19 protein-coding genes and 1 riboswitch are annotated in these 18,769 nt (G+C 71.1%); of the genes, 11 read left to right on the forward strand and 8 right to left on the reverse strand.

The window, feature by feature from the left end; genetic code table 11:
• Positions 1-15 precede the first annotated feature (15 nt).
• From J7E88_RS21300 to J7E88_RS21325, 6 genes are all read left to right on the forward strand, one after another.
• Entirely contained in the window at positions 16-762 is a 747-nt protein-coding gene (locus tag J7E88_RS21300; protein WP_215183443.1) for a 2-oxo-4-hydroxy-4-carboxy-5-ureidoimidazoline decarboxylase, read from the forward strand.
• A 205-nt stretch (positions 763-967) separates the two neighbouring features.
• Positions 968-1,348 (forward strand): succinate dehydrogenase, cytochrome b556 subunit, encoded by a 381-nt coding sequence (gene sdhC / locus J7E88_RS21305; protein ID WP_177153346.1) that lies wholly within the window; start codon positions 968-970, stop codon positions 1,346-1,348.
• Between the two features lie 8 nt (positions 1,349-1,356).
• On the forward strand, positions 1,357-1,833 hold the full coding sequence (locus tag J7E88_RS21310; RefSeq protein WP_215183445.1) for a succinate dehydrogenase hydrophobic membrane anchor subunit: 477 nt from the start codon (positions 1,357-1,359) through the stop codon (positions 1,831-1,833).
• A gap of 24 nt (positions 1,834-1,857) precedes the next feature.
• Entirely contained in the window at positions 1,858-3,612 is a 1,755-nt protein-coding gene (gene sdhA / locus J7E88_RS21315; RefSeq protein WP_215183447.1) for a succinate dehydrogenase flavoprotein subunit, read from the forward strand.
• Entirely contained in the window at positions 3,612-4,370 is a 759-nt protein-coding gene (locus J7E88_RS21320) for a succinate dehydrogenase iron-sulfur subunit (RefSeq protein WP_159688274.1), read from the forward strand. The genes sdhA and J7E88_RS21320 overlap by 1 nt, the downstream gene beginning before the upstream one ends.
• 157 nt (positions 4,371-4,527) lie before the next feature.
• A complete protein-coding gene (locus J7E88_RS21325; RefSeq protein WP_215183746.1) occupies positions 4,528-5,076 on the forward strand; it encodes a hypothetical protein in 549 nt (182 codons plus the stop codon).
• Positions 5,077-5,700: 624 nt separating this feature from the next.
• On the opposite strand, the gene J7E88_RS21330 is transcribed toward J7E88_RS21325, so the two are convergent.
• Positions 5,701-6,516 (reverse strand): alpha/beta fold hydrolase, encoded by an 816-nt coding sequence (locus J7E88_RS21330; RefSeq protein ID WP_215183450.1) that lies wholly within the window; start codon positions 6,514-6,516, stop codon positions 5,701-5,703.
• Positions 6,517-6,661: 145 nt separating this feature from the next.
• On the opposite strand from J7E88_RS21330, the gene J7E88_RS21335 reads away from it, so the two are divergent.
• The 3 genes from J7E88_RS21335 to J7E88_RS21345 are packed head-to-tail and all read left to right on the forward strand — an operon-like array spanning position 6,662 to position 8,306.
• On the forward strand, positions 6,662-7,105 hold the full coding sequence (locus J7E88_RS21335) for a hypothetical protein (protein ID WP_215183452.1): 444 nt from the start codon (positions 6,662-6,664) through the stop codon (positions 7,103-7,105).
• Between the two features lie 5 nt (positions 7,106-7,110).
• Positions 7,111-7,572: a thiol-disulfide oxidoreductase DCC family protein gene (locus J7E88_RS21340; protein WP_215183454.1), complete on the forward strand. Its 462-nt coding sequence runs from the start codon at positions 7,111-7,113 to the stop codon at positions 7,570-7,572.
• 11 nt (positions 7,573-7,583) lie between these two features.
• The gene (locus J7E88_RS21345; RefSeq protein WP_215183456.1) at positions 7,584-8,306 is read left to right on the forward strand and encodes a TetR/AcrR family transcriptional regulator; all 723 of its coding nucleotides are present in this window, start codon (positions 7,584-7,586) and stop codon (positions 8,304-8,306) included.
• Positions 8,307-8,340: 34 nt separating this feature from the next.
• Here J7E88_RS21345 and J7E88_RS21350 read toward each other — a convergent pair whose 3' ends face one another.
• Positions 8,341-9,888, reverse strand: coding sequence for a metallophosphoesterase (locus J7E88_RS21350; RefSeq protein WP_215183459.1), 1,548 nt, complete (start codon positions 9,886-9,888; stop codon positions 8,341-8,343).
• A gap of 12 nt (positions 9,889-9,900) precedes the next feature.
• The gene (locus tag J7E88_RS36060) at positions 9,901-10,155 is read right to left on the reverse strand and encodes an SCO4848 family membrane protein (protein ID WP_251022982.1); all 255 of its coding nucleotides are present in this window, start codon (positions 10,153-10,155) and stop codon (positions 9,901-9,903) included.
• Between J7E88_RS36060 and J7E88_RS21355 the strand changes: the two genes are divergently transcribed.
• The gene (locus J7E88_RS21355) at positions 10,094-11,536 is read left to right on the forward strand and encodes a D-alanyl-D-alanine carboxypeptidase (RefSeq protein WP_374196304.1); all 1,443 of its coding nucleotides are present in this window, start codon (positions 10,094-10,096) and stop codon (positions 11,534-11,536) included. The genes J7E88_RS36060 and J7E88_RS21355 overlap by 62 nt on opposite strands.
• On the opposite strand, the gene J7E88_RS21360 is transcribed toward J7E88_RS21355, so the two are convergent.
• The 4 genes from J7E88_RS21360 to glyA all read right to left on the reverse strand — a co-directional run bounded on the left by J7E88_RS21360 (position 11,484) and on the right by glyA (position 15,703).
• Positions 11,484-12,398 carry a YihY/virulence factor BrkB family protein gene (locus J7E88_RS21360; RefSeq protein ID WP_215183461.1) on the reverse strand — a complete coding sequence of 305 codons (915 nt, stop codon included), beginning with the start codon at positions 12,396-12,398 and terminating at the stop codon, positions 11,484-11,486. The two genes, J7E88_RS21355 and J7E88_RS21360, sit on opposite strands and share 53 nt — an antisense overlap.
• Before the next feature lie 98 nt (positions 12,399-12,496).
• Positions 12,497-13,078, reverse strand: a complete 582-nt coding sequence (locus J7E88_RS21365) for a 2'-5' RNA ligase family protein (protein WP_215183463.1) — start codon at positions 13,076-13,078, stop codon at positions 12,497-12,499.
• Between the two features lie 172 nt (positions 13,079-13,250).
• The gene (gene trpS / locus J7E88_RS21370) at positions 13,251-14,261 is read right to left on the reverse strand and encodes a tryptophan--tRNA ligase (protein ID WP_215183750.1); all 1,011 of its coding nucleotides are present in this window, start codon (positions 14,259-14,261) and stop codon (positions 13,251-13,253) included.
• Between the two features lie 173 nt (positions 14,262-14,434).
• Positions 14,435-15,703 (reverse strand): serine hydroxymethyltransferase, encoded by a 1,269-nt coding sequence (glyA, locus tag J7E88_RS21375; protein WP_215183465.1) that lies wholly within the window; start codon positions 15,701-15,703, stop codon positions 14,435-14,437.
• A 38-nt stretch (positions 15,704-15,741) separates the two neighbouring features.
• Positions 15,742-15,831, reverse strand: a riboswitch (ZMP/ZTP riboswitch).
• A gap of 149 nt (positions 15,832-15,980) precedes the next feature.
• Between glyA and rocD the strand changes: the two genes are divergently transcribed.
• Positions 15,981-17,186: an ornithine--oxo-acid transaminase gene (rocD, locus tag J7E88_RS21380; RefSeq protein WP_215183467.1), complete on the forward strand. Its 1,206-nt coding sequence runs from the start codon at positions 15,981-15,983 to the stop codon at positions 17,184-17,186.
• 128 nt (positions 17,187-17,314) lie between these two features.
• On the opposite strand, the gene J7E88_RS21385 is transcribed toward rocD, so the two are convergent.
• Entirely contained in the window at positions 17,315-18,754 is a 1,440-nt protein-coding gene (locus tag J7E88_RS21385; RefSeq protein ID WP_215183469.1) for a PLP-dependent aminotransferase family protein, read from the reverse strand.
• Positions 18,755-18,769: the final 15 nt, after the last annotated feature.

Below are 18,769 nucleotides of genomic sequence, written 5' to 3' on the forward strand. Positions count from 1 at the left end.
CCCGGCGTCCATCGCATGAGTCCAAACTCTCCCGTCCGGGTGAAATTCGCGCATCGGTCGGACAGCTCTCGACACACATCGATAGCGTGGCGACCCACCCTTCCCCCTCTTCCCAGCCGTCCCGCTGGCTTCTCGAGGAGTCCGACGCTGTCCAGCGAGTCCCACGCCGGCACCCCTGAACGGCCGCCGACACTCCACCACACCCGGAGCCGGCACCGGAGCCACACCCCCGGCAACGCCCCGAGCCGCGCCCTGAGCGCCCTCGCCCCCTCGCCCATATCGCCCCAGCGCGCCACGCCGCGCGGCCTCGCGCACTTCAACAGCGCACCGGCCGAGGCCGCCGAAGCGATACTGCTCGACTGCTGCGGCAGCCTCCGCTGGGCCCGCCGGGTCGTCGCCCACCGTCCCTACCCGGACCTGGAGGCGCTCCTCGCCGCCTGCGACGAGGCCGGATACGACCTCACCCCCGCCGACGTGCACGAAGCACTGGTCCACGAGGCTTCCGCCGGGCTGCACCCCGACGCGCCCCAGGCTGCGCACACCGCGCTGGCGGCCGCGCACACCGCCTACGAGAGCCGATTCGGACATGCGTTCGTCATCTGCCTCGACCGGTACGGCCCGAACGAACATCTCGATCAACTACTCGCCGGTATCCGCAGCCGGCTGTCCCACGAACCTGACGAAGAACGGTCCGTCTCCGCCGGCGAACTGCGCGCCCTCGCCCGCTCCCGAGTGGCGCGCGCCCTGGCCGACCGGCCGTAATCCGACGTCACAGGGTGGGGGAAATGCGCCGCGTCTAGCCCGTCCGGGCATTTTGGCTGCCTGTTTGATCACACCTGTGGACCCCAGGCGAACGAACCGACAACACGTCGCTACGATGGCCGGGGCCGGTGGACCGTACCCGGCCGGGCCAGACCGACAATCCCAAGCCGGCAGGCCCCAATCCCCGCTCCCGGAGGGTTCTTCCGTGCCGGCTGGAACGCTGTACCGCGGCCGGGAAGGAATGTGGTCCTGGGTGGCTCATCGAGTCACCGGCGTCCTCATCTTCTTCTTCCTGTTCGTACACGTGCTGGACACCGCGCTCGTCCGCGTCTCCCCGGAGGCGTACGACGAGGTCGTCGCCACCTACAAGACGCCGATCGTCGCGCTTCTCGAATACGGCCTCGTCGCCGCGATTCTCTTCCACGCGCTCAACGGCCTGCGTGTCATCGCCGTGGACTTCTGGTCCAAGGGCCCGCGCTACCAGAAGCAGATGCTCTGGTCCGTGATGGCCGTCTGGATTGTCCTGATGGCCGGAGCGCTCTACCCGGTGCTCGGCCACGCCGCTCGTGAACTGTTCGGGAGCTGAGGCGAGAGATGTCCACTGAGGTTTCTTCCCCGATCGGCGAGGTCGAGGGCGGCCGCGTCTACGACGTCGACAACCCGGCCCCGTACATCGAGGCCCCGCGCAAGCGCACCAAGAAGACCCCGAAGGCGACCCGGGGCAACTTCGAGATGGCCGCATGGCTCTTCATGCGCCTCTCGGGCGTCGTCCTCGTCGTCCTGGTCATCGGTCACCTGCTGATCCAGCTCGTGCTCGACGGCGGCGTCTCCAAGATCGGCTTCGCCTTCGTGGCCGGCCGCTGGGCGTCCCCGTTCTGGCAGACCTGGGACCTGCTGATGCTGTGGCTTGCCATGCTCCACGGCGCCAACGGCCTCCGTACCGTCATCAACGACTACGCGGAGCGCGCGAACACGCGTCTGTGGCTCAAGGGCCTGCTGTACACCGCCACGGTGTTCACCATCCTTCTGGGCACGCTGGTGATCTTCACCTTCGACCCGAACATCCGCTAGGCACGGGGCTGAGGTAATCCACTCATGAAGATCCACAAGTACGACACCGTCATCGTCGGCGCCGGTGGCGCGGGCATGCGCGCCGCCATCGAGGCGACGAAGCGCAGCCGCACCGCCGTGCTGACGAAGCTCTACCCGACCCGCTCCCACACGGGCGCCGCGCAGGGCGGCATGGCCGCCGCGCTCGCCAACGTGGAGGAGGACAACTGGGAGTGGCACACCTTCGACACGGTCAAGGGCGGTGACTATCTGGTCGACCAGGACGCCGCCGAGATCCTGGCGAAGGAGGCCATCGACGCCGTCCTCGACCTGGAGAAGATGGGCCTGCCGTTCAACCGGACGCCGAACGGCACCATCGACCAGCGCCGCTTCGGCGGCCACTCCCGCAACCACGGCGAGGCGCCGGTCCGCCGGTCCTGCTACGCCGCGGACCGCACCGGCCACATGATCCTCCAGACGCTGTACCAGAACTGCGTCAAGGAGGGTGTGGAGTTCTTCAACGAGTTCTACGTCCTCGACCAGCTGATCACCGAGGTCGACGGCGTCCGTACGTCCGCCGGTGTGGTCGCCTACGAGCTGGCCACCGGCGAGATCCACGTCTTCCAGGCGAAGGCCGTGATCTACGCCTCCGGCGGCACCGGCAAGTTCTTCAAGGTGACCTCCAACGCGCACACCCTGACCGGTGACGGCCAGGCCGCCTGCTACCGGCGCGGGCTGCCGCTGGAGGACATGGAGTTCTTCCAGTTCCACCCGACGGGCATCTGGCGCATGGGCATCCTGCTGACGGAGGGCGCCCGTGGTGAGGGCGGCATCCTCCGCAACAAGGACGGCGAGCGCTTCATGGAGAAGTACGCGCCCGTCATGAAGGACCTCGCGAGTCGTGATGTCGTCTCGCGCTCCATCTACACGGAGATCCGCGAAGGCCGTGGCTGCGGCCCCGAGGGCGACCACGTCTACCTGGACCTGACCCACCTGCCGCCGGAGCAGCTGGACGCCAAGCTCCCGGACATCACGGAGTTCGCGCGGACCTACCTCGGCATCGAGCCCTACACGGACCCGATCCCGATCCAGCCGACCGCGCACTACGCCATGGGCGGCATCCCGACCAACGTCGAGGGTGAGGTCCTGGCCGACAACACCACCGTCGTCCCCGGCCTGTACGCCGCCGGCGAGGTCGCCTGTGTCTCCGTGCACGGTGCCAACCGCCTCGGCACCAACTCGCTGCTGGACATCAACGTCTTCGGCAAGCGGGCCGGAATCGCCGCCGCCGAGTACTCGGCGAAGGCCGACTACGTCGAGCTGCCCGAGGACCCCGCCTCCTTCGTCCAGGAGCAGGTCGAGCGGCTGCGCAACTCCACCGGCACCGAGCGGGTCTCGGTGCTGCGCCGTGAGCTGCAGGAGACGATGGACGCCAACGTGATGGTGTTCCGCACCGAGCAGACGATCAAGACGGCGGTCGAGAAGATCACCGAGCTGCGCGAGCGCTACCTGAACGTGTCCATCCAGGACAAGGGCAAGCGGTTCAACACGGACCTCCTGGAGGCCATCGAGCTGGGCAACCTGCTCGACCTGGCCGAGGTCATGGCCGTCTCGGCCCTGGCGCGCAAGGAGTCCCGTGGCGGTCACTACCGCGAGGACTTCCCCAACCGCGACGACGTCAACTTCATGCGCCACACCATGGCGTACCGCGAGGTGGGCGACGACGGCTCCGAGACCGTCCGTCTCGACTACAAGCCGGTCGTCCAGACCCGCTACCAGCCGATGGAGCGTAAGTACTGATGGCTACCCCGACCCTGGAGAAGCGGGAAGCCGGCTTCGCCGACTCCCCGTACATCACCGCCACCTTCCGGATCCGCCGCTTCAACCCCGAGGTCTCGGAGCACGCGGTCTGGGAGGACTTCCAGATCGAGATCGACCCCAAGGAGCGCGTCCTCGACGCCCTCCACAAGATCAAGTGGGACGTCGACGGCTCGCTCACCTTCCGCCGCTCGTGCGCGCACGGCATCTGCGGCTCCGACGCGATGCGGATCAACGGCAAGAACAGGCTCGCCTGCAAGACGCTGATCAAGGACATCAACCCTGAGAAGCCCATCACGATCGAGGCCATAAAGGGCCTGACGGTCCTCAAGGACCTGGTCGTGGACATGGAGCCGTTCTTCCAGGCCTACCGCGACGTGATGCCGTTCCTGATCACCAAGGGGAACGAGCCGACGCGTGAGCGTCTGCAGTCCGCCGAGGACCGCGAGCGCTTCGACGACACCACCAAGTGCATCCTGTGCGCCGCGTGCACGTCCTCGTGCCCGGTGTTCTGGAACGACGGCCAGTACTTCGGCCCGGCGGCGATCGTCAACGCGCACCGCTTCATCTTCGATTCGCGTGACGAGGCGGGCGAGCAGCGCCTGGAGATCCTCAACGACAAGGACGGCGTGTGGCGTTGCCGCACCACGTTCAACTGCACGGACGCCTGCCCTCGTGGTATCGAGGTCACCAAGGCGATCCAGGAAGTCAAGCGCGCGCTGATCACACGCCGCTTCTGACGCCACTGTCCTTCATGTGACGTGGTGTCAAGGGCCTCGACTCCCGGCTGTGGAGTCGGGGCCCTGCCCGTATCGCCGTACGGGCTTCACCGACCGGGGGCGGACCTGGCAGGATCGTGGGACGTCTGACGTGACGCAGCAGGAAAGCGGGGACGAGATGACCGAGCCCAATCCGTACAGGGACGGGGAGCCGGAGTACCAGTGGGGACCGACCCAGCCGCCGGGAACGCCGGCGTACGGCTACCCGAACGCGGCGCCGGGCTACGGCTATCCACAGGATCCGACTCCGCCCTACGCCCAGACGCAGCCCGCCGGTGTGCCGGTGCCGGTCACGGGCGGCGTGCCCGCCACGACGGGCGGCCAGCCGCTGGTGTCGATCGGTGACATCACCGTCATGGGCGATTCCATCGTGACGCCCGCGGGGACGATGCCGCTGCGCGGCGCGGTGTGGAACGCGACGGACATGTCGCGCACGGAGGAGAAGATCCCGACGCACGCGATCGTGCTCGCCATCGTCTTCTTCATCTTCTGCCTGCTGGGCCTGCTCTTCCTCCTGATGAAGGAGAAGCAGACGACCGGCTTCATCCAGGTCACGGTGACCAGCGGCGGCAAGCACCACTCGACGATGATCCCGGCCCGCGGCCCGGAGACGTTCCAGCAGGTGATGGGGCAGATCAACTACGCGCGCTCGCTGAGCAGCATGTGATCCCGGGCGGGTGACCGCCCCCATGGCGCGAGGGCACGCCGAATCCGTCTCAACGTCACCGTGTGGGAGACACGGTCGGCGAGCCGGGACAGGCGTGCCTGGCGCCGCCCTCCACACGGGCCCAGGGCCCGGACCGCGGCACCGGCGACGACCGCCTTGACGGGCGGCCGTTCGACGAGGGCGCCGAGAGTGCGGACGGACCAGGGGTGCGGCGGGCGCGGGGACAGCAGCCAGGCGAGACCGCCGACCGCGGTCACGTCACAGGGTTCGCAGCCACCGCCCTCCGCTCGGCCGCCTTCGGCTGCCAGGGCCGCCCACGGGGTGACGGTACGCCGGACTGTCTCGGCGTCGGCGCCGTCGAGAAGACCTCTCGCCGCCTTGTCCCAGCGCCTGGTGGGGGCGGCCGGCGCCGGTGCAGACGCGCGACCAGGGCGGGCCAGGGCCGGTACGCCACAGCCCCGGGTTCCGGGGCGTGGCCGCCCGCCCGTGACGCCGTCCCGCCGGCGAAGGTCACCGTTGCCATGTCCCAACTCCAGGGCCGGCCACTGCCGGTCGTCTACGTGACCAGCGCGTCGCGCATCCGTAGCGTCTGATCACGCACGCCCTCCCGACCGGCAGGGTCCCTCAGACGGCGCTCGCGCCCGCCGGGCGAGCCGCTCCCGCCAGGAAGCCGGTCAGCAGTGCGCTGATCTCGGCAGGCCGCTCCATGCCCGGAAGGTGGCCGGCCCAGGGCAGTTCGAGATGGCGGGCGTTCGGCAGCAGCCCTGGGACACGGGCCGCCGCCCGGCGGAAGTCCGGCAGGTCGTACGCACCGGACACGGCGAGGCAGGGTGACTCGAACGCCGAGAAGTCGGGCAGTTCGGCCACGCTGTTGCCGGACAGGACATAGGGCGCACCCTCGGCCGACACGGCCTTCTCCGCCGCTTTCTGCACCTCGAAGGCGTGGAGCTGCATCCTGTGCACAGCGTCCCTGGCCGCCTCGTCGGCGTCCGGACCGAGCCAGGTGGCCACGTTCAACGCGGCGGCGGCAGCCAGGTCGCCCGCCTCGATGAGCGCGTCCTCCCGTGCGTCGAAAGCGGCCAGTTCGGCGCTCTGCTCCTGACCCGGTAGCGGGGCCGCGCACAGCAGCGCCAGCGCGGTCACCCGCTGCGGGCTGTCGTCGGCCGCCAGCAGGGCGACCCGGCCGCCGAACGAGGAACCGACCAGGGCTGCTTGTTCGATGCCGAGGGCGTCCATCAGCCCCAGGACGTCACCGGCGTCCGTATACGGACGATCGGCCACCGGTGTGGCGCCGTAGCCCCGGAGGTCGCAGCGCACCACGCGGTGCCCGGCGGCCGCGAGCGCCTGGAACTGGGCGTCCCACATCCCGCGGTCGCACACGGATGAGTGGAGCAGGACGACCGGGGCGCCTTCACCGGCCTCGTCGTAAGAGAGCGTCATCCGGCCGAGGTTACGGCCCGGCCCGCTCCACGCGCCCGCCCTTTCCCGCCCGCCCACGCCGGGCCAACTCTGACTTGAACATGTTCAAAGACAGGTCTACAGTCATGCCTGCCAGCTTTTGAACGTGTTCAAGGGAGGGTGGGGCATGGACCTCACTGTTGTCGCGTACGTCGTCTACCTGCTGATCAGCGTCGGGCTCACCGCCTGGGTCGCGCGGACACTCAGCAAGAACGGCCGGATCTTCCTCGCCGACGTGCTCAAGGGGGACGAGAAGCTCGCGGACGCCGTGAACCACCTCCTGGTGGTCGGCTTCTACCTCGTGAACCTCGGCTTCATCGCGCTCTACCTCAGGTCCGCCGACGAGATCACCGAGACCCGCGGTCTCTTCGAGGCCCTGTCGGTCAAGATCGGAGTCGTCCTGCTCGTCCTCGGGGTCATGCACCTCGGCAACGTCTACGTGCTCAACAAGATCCGCCGCCGTCGGGTGATGGAGCGCGAGCAGACCCCGCCTGTCGGACCCCAGGGCTGGACGCCGCAGGCGCCCGTGGGCCCGTGGGCCGCACCCGCCACCCGCCCCACCGGAGCGTGACCCCGATGAGCCTCGCCGTCCGGGCCCTGACGGTCCTCTACGACGCCGACTGCTCCCTGTGCGTGCACCTGCGGAGCTGGCTGCTGCGACAGCCGCAGCTCGTGCCGCTGCGCCTGGTGCCCGCGGGTTCGGCGGAGGCACGGCACAGATACCCGCAGCTCGATCACGCGCGGACCAAGCGCGAGATCACCGTCATCGGCGACCGGGGCCAGATCTACTCGGGCCAGGCCGCGTGGATCGTCTGCCTCTGGGCACTTGCCGAGCACCGGCCGAGGGCCCACTGGCTCGCCACTCCGGCCGGCGCCCCGTTCGTGCGGGTCACGATGCTCGCCGCGGCCAAGTACCGCGAGGCGACCGGGGCGGGGGCGGCAAAGGCCCCGGCGGCCGCGGGGCCGGCCGGAGCCCCCTTGGTCGCGGGGCCGGCGGAGGCCGCTCCCTGCGACGACCGGTGCTCGGTACCCGACTAGGCTCGGGCACCGTGACTGAAGCGAACTCCCCGACCGAAGCGAAGGCCCCCAAGAGCGAGCAGACCCGCACGCTCATCCTCGAAACCGCGCTCCGGCTCTTCCAGGAGCGCGGTTACGACAAGACGACGATGCGGGCCATCGCCAAGGAGGCCGGTGTCTCGGTCGGGAACGCGTACTACTACTTCGGCTCCAAGGAACACCTCGTCCAGGGCTTCTACGACCGGATCGCCGCCGAGCACCAGGCGGCGGTCCGGCCCGTGCTGGACAAGGAGACCGACCTCGAGGCACGGATGGCCGGCGTGCTCACCGCCTGGCTGGACATCGCCGCGCCGTACCACGAGTTCGCGTCCCAGTTCTTCAAGAACGCGGCCGACCCGGAGAGCCCGCTCAGCCCCTTCTCCCCCGAGTCGGAACACGCCCGCGAGGCCGCCATCGACGTCCACCGGGAGGTGCTGGCCGGGTCGAAGTCGAAGGTTGCCGAGGAACTGCGGGAGATCCTCCCGGAGTTGATGTGGCTCTCCCAGATGGGTCTGGTCCTGTACTGGGTCTTCGACCGCTCGGAGAACAGCGAACGCAGCAGGCGCCTCGCCGAACGCGGCGCCCGGCTGACCGCCCGGGGCGTGGCGCTCGCCCGCTTCCGGGTGCTGCGCCCGCTGGTCCGCGAGGTGCACGAGCTGTTCACCGACTTCCTGCCCGGTATGGCGGAGACGGTGGCCGCCCGCAAGAAGGCCTGACGCCTGGCCCGGCACCCGGCCCTGCGGGCGGCGCCTACGCCTGGCGGGAGGCGAGCTGTACGACGGTGATGTCGGACGCGGCCCCCACCCGCACCGGGGGGCCCCACGCGCCCGCGCCGCGACTGACGTACAACTGCGTGTCGCCGTACCGCTCCAGGCCCGCGACGGTCGGATTGGCCAGGCCCGCGAGGAAGTTCCCCGGCCACAGCTGGCCGCCGTGGGTGTGCCCGGACAACTGGAGGTCCACGCCCTGCTCGACGGCGTCGTGGATGACGACGGGCTGGTGTGCGAGGAGCACGGCGGCGCGGGAGCGGTCACGGTCCCCGAGTGCCTTCGCGAAGTCGGGGCCCTGCCCCTCGCTCTCCCCCGCGACGTCGTCGACGCCGGCGAGGTCGAAACCGCCGGCGATCTCGACGCGTTCGTTGCGCAGCGGCCGCAGGCCCAGCTCGCGGACGTGGTCGACCCACTCGTCGGCACCCGAGAAGTACTCGTGGTTGCCCGTCACGAAGAACGCGCCGTGGCGGGAGCGCAGCCCGGCCAGCGGCTCGGCGGCGGACCCGAGGTCGGCGACGCTGCCGTCGACGAGGTCGCCGACGACGGCGACGAGGTCGGGCTGGGTGGCGTTGATCGAGTCGACGATGCGCCGGGTGTGGGCGCGCCCGAGGACCGGCCCGAGGTGGATGTCGCTGACGACGGCGATGCGGTAGCCGTGGGCGGCCCGGGGGAGCTTGGCGAGCGGCACGGTGACGCGCTTGACGCGGGGGCCGCGGAGGACGCCGTACGTGCCGTACCCGACGGTCCCGAGCGCGGCGGTGGCGGCTGCGCCGCCGACGACCCGGGCGACGAACACCCGGCGGGAGAGCGCCGCGCGGGGCGCGTCGGCCCCCGCCGCCTCATCGTCCGCGGGAGCGGTCTCTGCCGCTCCCGGCGAGTCGGCGCTCCCGGTCGCGGCCGACCCGCCGCCGGAGGCGGGTGCGTCCGTACGGGCACCCTCGGCACGGGCGCCGCCGATCTCCGGCGAGCCAACGGTCTTCGTCGCCACGGCCCCGTCGCCGGGCAAGCTCACCTGCTCCACAGGAGCGGCGGCCCGAGCGCCGCCGGACACCGCCGGGACGGCCGTCTCGGTCGCCCCGGCCCCCTCGCCAGCCGCTCCCGGCGAGTCGGCGCTCCCGGTCGCGGCCGACCCGCCGCCGGAGACCGGCGCACCGAAGGCTCCGCCGGAGCCCGGTGCAACGGGCCAGCCGCTGGAGGCAATCGCGGCGCGGCGGTCCAGAACCCGGCGCAGCACAGGGCGCAGCGCCTCACCCGCCGCCAGGGCGAGCACCAGATACAGCAGCACGGCGAGCCAGAGGAACCCCGGCCAGGCCAGCACCTGCTGCACCACGAACGGCGCGCCCGCGCGGCCGGACATCAGGGCACCGACCGACAGCAGCGGCAGCACCCACAGCAGAGTCGTGCCCACCCGGCGGGCGGTCCCGCCGGGTGCGGTCGTGTCGCGCACCAGGCGGCGCCACACGTACCAATGCGCCGTCGCGAGCAGCGCGACGGCCAGAATGATCACGAGCACGACGACAGCCACCATGAACGCGTTTCCCTACCCCTTGTGTGCGCGCTCACGGCGCAATGCCCGCAGACCGCGCAACCCGATGATGCCGATGGCCGTCCCCAGGACAAAGGACGTGATGGCGAGCAGCAGATGGACCCAGAAGTACCCGGTCGGCTCGCCCGCGTCGTCGAAGGCGAGTCCGCTGGCGTCCTGCCACAGGTTTTTGACGAAAGTGATCCAGATGAACCAGCTCCATACCCCGAACGCGAGCAGGAACCAGGACACGGGGCGGCTGAGCTTCATGAGTCAAGTATCACGGGCGTCCGCCGACCGGGCCTCGCGGGGTGCTCTGTCCCGGCATCACTCGCGACGGGCCAGCGGGCCGATCTCCATATTTTCTGCGACGCCCTGTACGTTCTCGTGCGTGTCTGCTCTGTCTGCTGCCTTCAAACCGTTCGCGAGAAGGGCCGCGCTCGCGGTCGTCGCTTCCGCGATGCTGCCCGCCATGACAGCCGTCCCCGCGTCCGCGGCGACGCTCGACGACAAGCCGGGCAGGAGACAGCCCAAGCCGCCGGCCAGCATGTCGACGGTCGGAGGGGCCCAACTGGGCAAGCCGGGCACTCAGGTCAGGCTCGGCGCGGGCGCCCCGGTCCTGCCCAAGGACGTCAGCGGCCGTTCGTGGATCGTGGCGGACGCCGAGAGCGGTGAGGTGCTCGCCGCCCACAACGCGCACTGGCGGCTGCCCCCCGCGTCGACGATGAAGATGCTCTTCGCGGACACGGTGCTGCCCAAGCTGCCCAAGGACATGGTCCACAAGGTGACCGACACCGACCTCGCGGGCGTCGGAGAGGGCAGCAGCCTCGTCGGGGTGAAGGAGGACCAGACCTACACGGTCCACGACCTCTGGCTCGGCGTGTTCCTGCGCTCCGGCAACGACGCGGTGCACGTGCTGGCGGAGATGAACGGCGGCATGTCCCGGACGGTCCAGGACATGCAGGCGCACGCGGAGGAACTGCAGGCACTCGACACACGCGTCGTCTCCCCCGACGGCTACGACGAACCCGGTCAGGTCTCGTCCGCGTACGACCTCACGCTCATCGCCCGCAGCGGCATGCAGAAGAAGGACTTCCGCGAGTACTGCTCCACGGTCCGCGCCGCGTTCCCCGGCGAGCAGAAGGAGGGCAAGAAGCGGGAGACGTTCGAGATCCAGAACACCAACCGCCTGCTCACCGGGGCGGCCGGGATCGAGCCGTACAAGGGCATCGCGGGCGTGAAGAACGGCAACACCACGCACGCCGGCGCGACGTTCACCGGTGTCGCCGAACGCGACGGCCGCGTCCTGCTGGTGACGGTCATGAACCCGGACTCCGAGGAGAGCCAGGCCGTCTACAAGGAGACCGCCCGGCTGCTCGACTGGGGCTTCGCGGCGGCCGGAAAGGTCACGCCGGTCGGTGAGCTGGTGCCGCCGAAGTCCGCCGATGCGCCGTCGTCCGGCGCCGAGCCGGCCAAGAACGGCAAGGGCGCACTCGCGAAGCCCGTGGCCGCCGCCCAGCACGGCTCGGGCGGCAGGGGCATCGCACTCGCCGTCGTGGGCGGTGTGCTCGTGCTCCTGGCCGCGGGGGCGTTCCTGGTCAAGCGCCGTTGGCCGCTTCCCGAGCGGATGCGCCGCCTTCCGCGGTCCTGACCTGCTCGCGTCCGTTGTCCCGCGTCGCCGTCCAGGCGGCGCAGAACAGCAGAAGTTTGGCGGTGAAATCGATCCAGAGCAGGAGTGCGATCGGCACGCCGAAGGCGCCGTACATGCTGCGGGTCGCGACGCCTCTCATATAGCCGCCGAGCAGCAGCTTGAGCAGTTCGAAGCCGACCGCGCCGATGAGACCGGCCACGATCAGCCGGCGGCGCGGCGGCTGCACACCGGGCAGCAGCGTCAGCACATAGAGCAGGATCAGGAAGTCGGCGAGCACGGCGACCGCGAGTGCCGCGATCTGCAGCAGTACGCCGCCGACGCCGCCCCTCTCCAGGCCGAGCCGGTCCGCGCTCCAGCCGACCGCGGTGGAGCCGAGGGCCGAGGCGGCGAGCGAGGCGAGGCCGATGCCGCCGAGCCCGGCGAGCACCCCCGCGTCCTTGACCCTGCGGAGCAGGGGATTGCCCGCGTCCTCGTCGTCGAGCTCCCACACCGCCCGCAGGCACTCCCTCATCGAACCGACCCAGCCGATGCCGGTGAGCAGCAGCAGGGCTCCGGCGACCGCCCCGACCGTGCCCGCGTTGGCGACCAGACCGTTGATGTCGAGCTGGTCGGAGATGCCGGGCACCTGCTCGGACATCCTGCGCTTCAGGGTGTCCAGCGCCTTCTGGTCGAGCAGCGCCGCGGTGATCGCGGCGGCGACGGTGAGGAGGGGGAAGACGGCGAGGAAGCTGAGGAACGTGACGGCCGCGGCCAGCCGCGTCCAGTGCACCCGCTCCAGGGTCTCGTAGCTGCGCCAGGCGTGCGTGCGCATCAGCCGGGCGGCGATCGGGCCGACGACGGGGAGCTTGATCAGCCAGTCCATGACGTACGCGTACCCGGCATCCGCCCGCCGATGACGGCGACCCGCCGCAGCGAACCGGCCGCACGGCGGCGAACCGGCGGCGGTCGGCCGGATGAGGGTCAGGCGGTGGTGGCGCGCTCGTCGATCGGTGAGCCCTGCGCGGGCACGCCGGGAGCACCACCGCCGAAGGCGTAGGTGCGCAGCTTGCGCCACACCCCGTCCGCGCCCTGCTCGTAGAGCGCGAAGGAGGCGCAGGTCCACTCGGCGGCGTAGTCCGCCAGCTCCTCGTACGCCCGGTCCATCGCCTCCTCGGCGATGCCGTGGGCGACGGTGACATGCGGGTGGTAGGGGAACTGCAGCTCGCGCACGAGCGGGCCGGAGGCGTCCCGTACCCGCTGCTGCAGCCAGGAGCAGGCCGAGCCGCCCTCGACGACCTGGACGAAGACGACGGGCGAGAGCGGCCGGAACGTGCCCGTGCCGGACAGGCGCATCCGGAAGGGGCGTCCCGCCGCCGCGACGGCGGAGAGGTGCGCCTCCACCGCGGGCAGCACGGCGGAGTCGACCACGGTGGGCGGCAGAAGCGTGACGTGGGTCGGAATGCCGTGCGCGGCGGGATCCCCGAAGCCCGCGCGCCGCTCCTGGAGCAGGCTGCCGTACGGCTCCGGGACCGCGAGCGAAACGCCGAGCGTTACGGTCCCCACGTCGTTCTCCCTCTGTCTCGGTGCGCGGGCTGCCGGTACAGCCGTGCGCGGGTGTGCAGCGCCAGTGTGGCGGCTGTACCGCCGGTTCGGCCAGAGTCCTTGGACACAGGCCCTCGGACTCTTTGCGTCCCGGCGGGTTCCTGGTATGCGCTGGGTGCGCGTCCGGGCGCGCTCAGTGCTTGGCGGGGATGAACCCCACCCTTTCGTACGTGGTGGCCAGCGTCTCCGCGGCGACCGCGCGGGCCTTCTCCGCGCCCTTGGCCAGGATGGAGTCCAGCGTCTCCGTGTCGTCCAGGTATTCCTGCGTCCGGGTGCGGAACGGTGTGACGAATTCGACCATCACCTCGGCGAGGTCGGTCTTGAGCGCACCGTAGCCCTTGCCCTCGTACTTCCGCTCCAGATCGGCCACAGCCGTACCCGTGAGGGTGGAGTAGATGCTGAGCAGGTTGCTGACGCCCGGCTTCTCGACCGCGTCGAAGCGGATCACGGTGTCGGTGTCGGTGACCGCGCTCCTGACCTTCTTCGCTGTGACCTTCGGGTCGTCGAGCAGGTTGATCAGACCCTTCGGCGTCGACGCCGACTTGCTCATCTTGATCGACGGGTCCTGGAGGTCGTAGATCTTCGCCGTCTCCTTGAGGATGTGCGGCGCGGGGACGGTGAACGTCCGGCCGAAGCGGCCGTTGAAGCGCTCGGCGAGGTCGCGCGTCAGCTCGATGTGCTGGCGCTGGTCCTCACCGACCGGGACCTCGTTGGCCTGGTACAGCAGGATGTCCGCCACCTGGAGGATCGGGTACGTGAACAGGCCGACCGAGGCGCGCTCGGCGCCCTGCTTGGCGGACTTGTCCTTGAACTGCGTCATCCGGGACGCCTCGCCGAAGCCCGTCAGGCAGTTCATGATCCAGGCCAGCTGGGCGTGCTCGGGCACATGGCTCTGCACGAAGAGGGTGCAGCGCTCGGGGTCCAGCCCGGCGGCGAGCAGCTGGGCGGCGGCGAGCCGGGTGTTGGCGCGCAGCTCCGCGGGGTCCTGCGGGACGGTGATCGCGTGCAGGTCCACGACCATGTAGAACGCGTCGTGGGACTCCTGCAGCGCCACCCACTGGCGGACGGCGCCGAGGTAGTTGCCGAGGTGGAACGAGCCGGCGGTGGGCTGGATCCCGGAGAGCACACGAGGTCGACGCTGCATGGCGGAGCCATTCCCCTGCGGGTGGTGGTGGGCGACGGGCGGGCGAACTGAGGCCATGCTCCACATTCTCTCAGGTGCCAAAGCGGTGTCCGGCCGCCGGTGGTCAAACGCGTGCGACCGGGGCGGCCCGGGTACGGGACCCGGGCCGCCCAGGGGGCGGGTGCGACTCGGGGCTAGGCGGCCAGGCCCGGGGCCGGGTACGCCGCCATCAGGTCCGACACCTCCGCGCGGATCGCGGCGAGCGCGCCCTCGTCGCCCTTGGCCGCCGCCGCGACGCCGCGGTCGATCCACTCGGCGACCGCGGCCATGTGCTCCACGCCGAGGCCGCGCGAGGTCAGCGACGGCGTGCCGATGCGGATGCCGGACGGGTCGAAGGGCTTGCGGGGGTCGAAGGGGACGGTGTTGTAGTTGACGACGATCCCGGCCCGGTCGAGAGCCTTCGCCGCGATCTTGCCGGGGACGTCCTTGGAGGTGAGGTCGATCAGGATCAGGTGGTTGTCGGTGCCGCCGGAGACCAGGTCGAAGCCGCGGGCGAGGAGTTCGGCGGCGAGCGCCTTGGCGTTGGCGACGACGGAGTGGGCGTAGTCGCGGAAGGAGGGCCGGGCCGCCTCGTGGAGCGCGACGGCGATCGCCGCGGTGGTCTGGTTGTGCGGGCCGCCCTGGAGGCCGGGGAAGACGGCCTTGTCGATGGCCTTGGCGTGCTCCTCACGGGACATCAGCATGGCGCCGCGCGGCCCGCGCAGGGTCTTGTGGGTCGTGGTGGACACGACGTCGACGTGCGGGACCGGCGAGGGGTGGGCGCCGCCCGCGACGAGGCCCGCGATATGGGCCACGTCGGCGACCAGAACCGCGCCGACCTCCCGGGCGATCTCGGCGAAGGCGGCGAAGTCGATGGTGCGGGGCAGCGCGGTGCCGCCGCAGAAGATGACCTTGGGGCGCTCCGTGAGGGCCAGGTTGCGGACCTGGTCGAAGTCGATCAGCCCGGTGTCGTGGCGTACGCCGTACTGCACGCCGCGGAACCAGGTGCCGGTGGCCGAGACGCCCCAGCCGTGGGTGAGGTGGCCGCCCATCGGCAGGGCCATGCCCATCACGGTGTCGCCGGGCTGGGCGAAGGCGAGGTAGACGGCGAGGTTGGCCGGGGAGCCGGAGTAGGGCTGGACGTTGGCGTGGTCGACGCCGAAGAGGGACTTGGCGCGCGCGACGGCCAGCCGCTCGACCTGGTCGATGTTCTGCTGGCCCTCGTAGTAGCGGCGGCCCGCGTAGCCCTCGCTGTACTTGTTCTGCAGCACGGTGCCGGATGCCTCCAGCACGGCCGCGGAGACGTAGTTCTCGCTGGGGATCAGGCGCAGGGTGTCGGCCTGGAGCCGTTCCTCGGCGCCTACGAGGGCGGCGAGCTCGGGGTCGGTGGCCAGGAGCGCGGGGTGCGGCAGGGGAAGGGGCATGGTGTCCTCCGGGACGGTCCGTGACATCGGTCGTTGTCCCGGGGTGCCCAGGCGATCGACACCACGCGTAACTGCCCCGTACGGCTTCCTCGGGGTCACTTCCCCGTACGCCAGTCGCCGCACGTGCCGACCACCCTAGCGGGCACGCCGACAGCCCGGTGCCCCGTCCGGATGGCGAGCGACGATAGAAACGAGGCACCACCCCGGATCCGGGCACCGTCCAGGGGACGGGGCGCCGCCCCCCGCCGGATGGCCTGTCCTGACGATCGGAGCACCCGTGTCGACCACGACTTCCGCCATCGCCTCCGCCGAGGCGCACAGCGCGCACACCTACCACCCCCTCCCGGTCGTCGTCGCCTCGGCCGACGGCGCCTGGATGACCGATGTCGAGGGGCGCCGGTTCCTCGACATGCTCGCCGGCTACTCGGCCCTCAACTTCGGGCACTGCAACCGTCGGCTGATCAATGCCGCGAAGGCCCAACTGGACCGGCTCACCCTCACCTCCCGCGCCTTCCACCACGACAGGTTCGGGGACTTCTGCGCCCAGCTGGCCGAGCTGTGCGGGATGGAGACGGTGCTGCCGATGAACACCGGCGCGGAGGCGGTGGAGACGGCGGTCAAGACGGCCCGCAAGTGGGGCTACCGGGTCAAGGGCGTCCCGCAGGGCCAGGCGAAGATCATCGTCGCGGCGAACAACTTCCACGGCCGTACGACCACGGTGATCAGTTTCTCGACCGATCACGAGGCGCGCGCGGACTTCGGCCCGTACACGCCCGGCTTCGAGATCGTGCCGTACGGCGACCTGACCGCGCTGGAGGCGGCCATGTCCGCGAACACGGTGGCGGTGCTGCTGGAGCCCATCCAGGGCGAGGCCGGGGTGCTGGTCCCGCCGCGCGGCTACCTCCCCGGCGTGCGCAGGCTCACCCGGGAGCGCGGGGTGCTGTTCGTCGCGGACGAGATCCAGTCGGGTCTGGGCCGGACCGGGAAGACGTTCGCGTGCGAGCACGAGGGGGTGGTGCCGGACATGTACGTGCTGGGCAAGGCGCTCGGCGGGGGTGTCGTGCCGGTGTCGGCGGTGGTGTCGTCCGCCGAGGTCCTCGGCGTGTACCAGCCCGGCGAGCACGGGTCGACGTTCGGCGGCAATCCGCTGGCCTGTGCGGTGGCGCTGGAAGTCCTCGCGATGCTCCGCACGGGCGAGTTCCAGGCGCGGGCGGCCGAGCTGGGCGAACATCTGCACCATGAACTCGGCCAGCTCATGGGCAGCGGCGCCGTGACGGAGGTCCGCGGGCGCGGTCTGTGGGCGGGTGTGGACATCGCACCGGGCCTGGGCACGGGCCGGGAGATCTCGGAGAAGCTGATGGACCGGGGTGTCCTGGCCAAGGACACCCACGGTGCGACGATCCGGCTCGCGCCGCCGCTGGTGATCAGCAAGGAGGACCTGGACTGGGGGCTCGATCAGCTCCGGGCGGTCCTCACGGACTGAACCGCCGTCCCCGGCGCGGCTCCGGGCGGCCCTCACAGGCTGAACCACCGTCCCCGGCGCGGCGTGGCGCACCATCGGTTCCTCCCGCCGCGGAACGGTCGCGCTTGACGCCGCGCCGCGTGCCCGGCCTACTCCAGGGACCGGCACAGGGCGTCCAGCGCCCCTGCCCAGGCGCTGTCCGGCGGTGTCGCGTACCCGACGACAAGTCCCTCGCGGGCGTCCGCAACGGCATCGGCATGGCGGAAGTCCGACAGGCCCGGCACCGCCAGGCCGTGCCATGCCGCCGCGCGGATCGCCTCGGGCTCGCTGCCCTGCGGGAGTTCGAGCACCGCGTGCAGTCCGGCGGCGATCCCGCTGACCCGCACGGCGGGGGCCCGCTCCGCGAGTGCCGCCACCAACTGGTCGCGTCGCCGCCGGTACCGCAGCCGCATCCCGCGGACATGCCGGTCGTAGGCGCCGGACATGATGAACTCCGCCAGCGTGAGCTGGTCCAGCACACCGGAGGCCCACTCCTCGCGGCCCTTGGCCTCCAGCACCTCCCCCACCATGCTCTCCGGCAGCACCATCCACGCCAGCCGCAGTCCGGGGGCCAGTGACTTGCTCGCCGTGCCCATGTAGACGACCCGTTCCGGGTCGAGTCCCTGGAGCGCGCCGACGGGCTGCCGGTCGTAGCGGAACTCGCCGTCGTAGTCGTCCTCGAGAATCACGCCGCCCGTCCTGCGCGCCCAGTCGACCGCCGCCGCACGCCGGTCGGGATGCAGCGGAACGCCCATCGGGAACTGGTGTGCGGGCGTCATCAGCACGGCGCCCACGCCGCGCATCGTGCCCAGCGCCCGGGTGCGGGTGCCGGCCTTGTCGAAAGGCAGCACGGGCGTGCGCAGTCCCTCCCTCGTCAGCAGGTCCCAGTGGAAGTCGAGCCCGTACGAATCGACGGCCACCTCCCGCACCCGACGTCGCCCGAGGACCTTGCCCATCAGCATCAGGCCGTGCACGAAGCCGTTGCAGACGACGACCCGTTCGGGTGCCGCGTACACGCCGCGGGCGCGCGCCAGGTAGTCGGCGAGTGCGGTCCTCAGCTCGATGCGGCCGCGTGGATCGCCGTATCCGAACGCCTCATGCGGCGCGGCGGTCAGCGCCCTGCGCGCGGCCCTGAGCCATTCGGCGCGCGGGAACCGCGCGAGGTCGGGGCTGCCCGGCTTCAGGTCGTGGGCGGGGCCGCCGGACACGGGCCGCGGCCCGACCAGGCTCTCGCGGACGAGCGGTCCGCGCGGCGCGGACCTCCCCCGCGGCCTTCGCCACGCGGGCGCCCCCAGGGCGACGCGGGTGCCCGAGCCCTGCTGCGCCACGAGCCAGCCCTCGGCGACCAGTTCCGCGTAGGCGTCGGCGACGGTGTTGCGGGCGACGCCCAGGTCGGCGGCGAGGGACCGGGACGACGGAAGCCGGGTGCCGGGCGCGAGCCTGCCGGTGCGCACGGCCTCCCTCAGGGCGTCCATGAGGCCGCTGCGCAGCCGGGTCCCGCGCAGTTCCAGATGCAGGTCGGCGCCGAAAGTGGCCCAGGAATCCATCATGGAAGTGGACCATAT

The organism is Streptomyces sp. ISL-10, assembly GCF_018614575.1.
Lineage (GTDB): Bacteria > Actinomycetota > Actinomycetes > Streptomycetales > Streptomycetaceae > Streptomyces.

Excerpts from the sequence above, each read along its gene's own strand:
- J7E88_RS21300 (WP_215183443.1), top strand. The coding sequence starts at position 16 with ATGAGTCCAAACTCTCCCGTCCGGGTGAAATTCGCGCATCGGTCGGAC.
- J7E88_RS21310 (WP_215183445.1), top strand. The coding sequence starts at position 1,357 with ATGTCCACTGAGGTTTCTTCCCCGATCGGCGAGGTCGAGGGCGGCCGC.
- sdhA (WP_215183447.1), top strand. The coding sequence starts at position 1,858 with ATGAAGATCCACAAGTACGACACCGTCATCGTCGGCGCCGGTGGCGCG.
- J7E88_RS21320 (WP_159688274.1), top strand. The coding sequence starts at position 3,612 with ATGGCTACCCCGACCCTGGAGAAGCGGGAAGCCGGCTTCGCCGACTCC.
- J7E88_RS21325 (WP_215183746.1), top strand. The coding sequence starts at position 4,528 with ATGACCGAGCCCAATCCGTACAGGGACGGGGAGCCGGAGTACCAGTGG.
- J7E88_RS21330 (WP_215183450.1), bottom strand. The coding sequence starts at position 6,516 with ATGACGCTCTCTTACGACGAGGCCGGTGAAGGCGCCCCGGTCGTCCTG.
- J7E88_RS21335 (WP_215183452.1), top strand. The coding sequence starts at position 6,662 with ATGGACCTCACTGTTGTCGCGTACGTCGTCTACCTGCTGATCAGCGTC.
- J7E88_RS21340 (WP_215183454.1), top strand. The coding sequence starts at position 7,111 with ATGAGCCTCGCCGTCCGGGCCCTGACGGTCCTCTACGACGCCGACTGC.
- J7E88_RS21350 (WP_215183459.1), bottom strand. The coding sequence starts at position 9,888 with ATGGTGGCTGTCGTCGTGCTCGTGATCATTCTGGCCGTCGCGCTGCTC.
- J7E88_RS21355 (WP_374196304.1), top strand. The coding sequence starts at position 10,094 with ATGAACCAGCTCCATACCCCGAACGCGAGCAGGAACCAGGACACGGGG.
- J7E88_RS36060 (WP_251022982.1), bottom strand. The coding sequence starts at position 10,155 with ATGAAGCTCAGCCGCCCCGTGTCCTGGTTCCTGCTCGCGTTCGGGGTA.
- J7E88_RS21360 (WP_215183461.1), bottom strand. The coding sequence starts at position 12,398 with ATGGACTGGCTGATCAAGCTCCCCGTCGTCGGCCCGATCGCCGCCCGG.
- trpS (WP_215183750.1), bottom strand. The coding sequence starts at position 14,261 with ATGCAGCGTCGACCTCGTGTGCTCTCCGGGATCCAGCCCACCGCCGGC.
- glyA (WP_215183465.1), bottom strand. The coding sequence starts at position 15,703 with ATGCCCCTTCCCCTGCCGCACCCCGCGCTCCTGGCCACCGACCCCGAG.
- J7E88_RS21385 (WP_215183469.1), bottom strand. The coding sequence starts at position 18,754 with ATGATGGATTCCTGGGCCACTTTCGGCGCCGACCTGCATCTGGAACTG.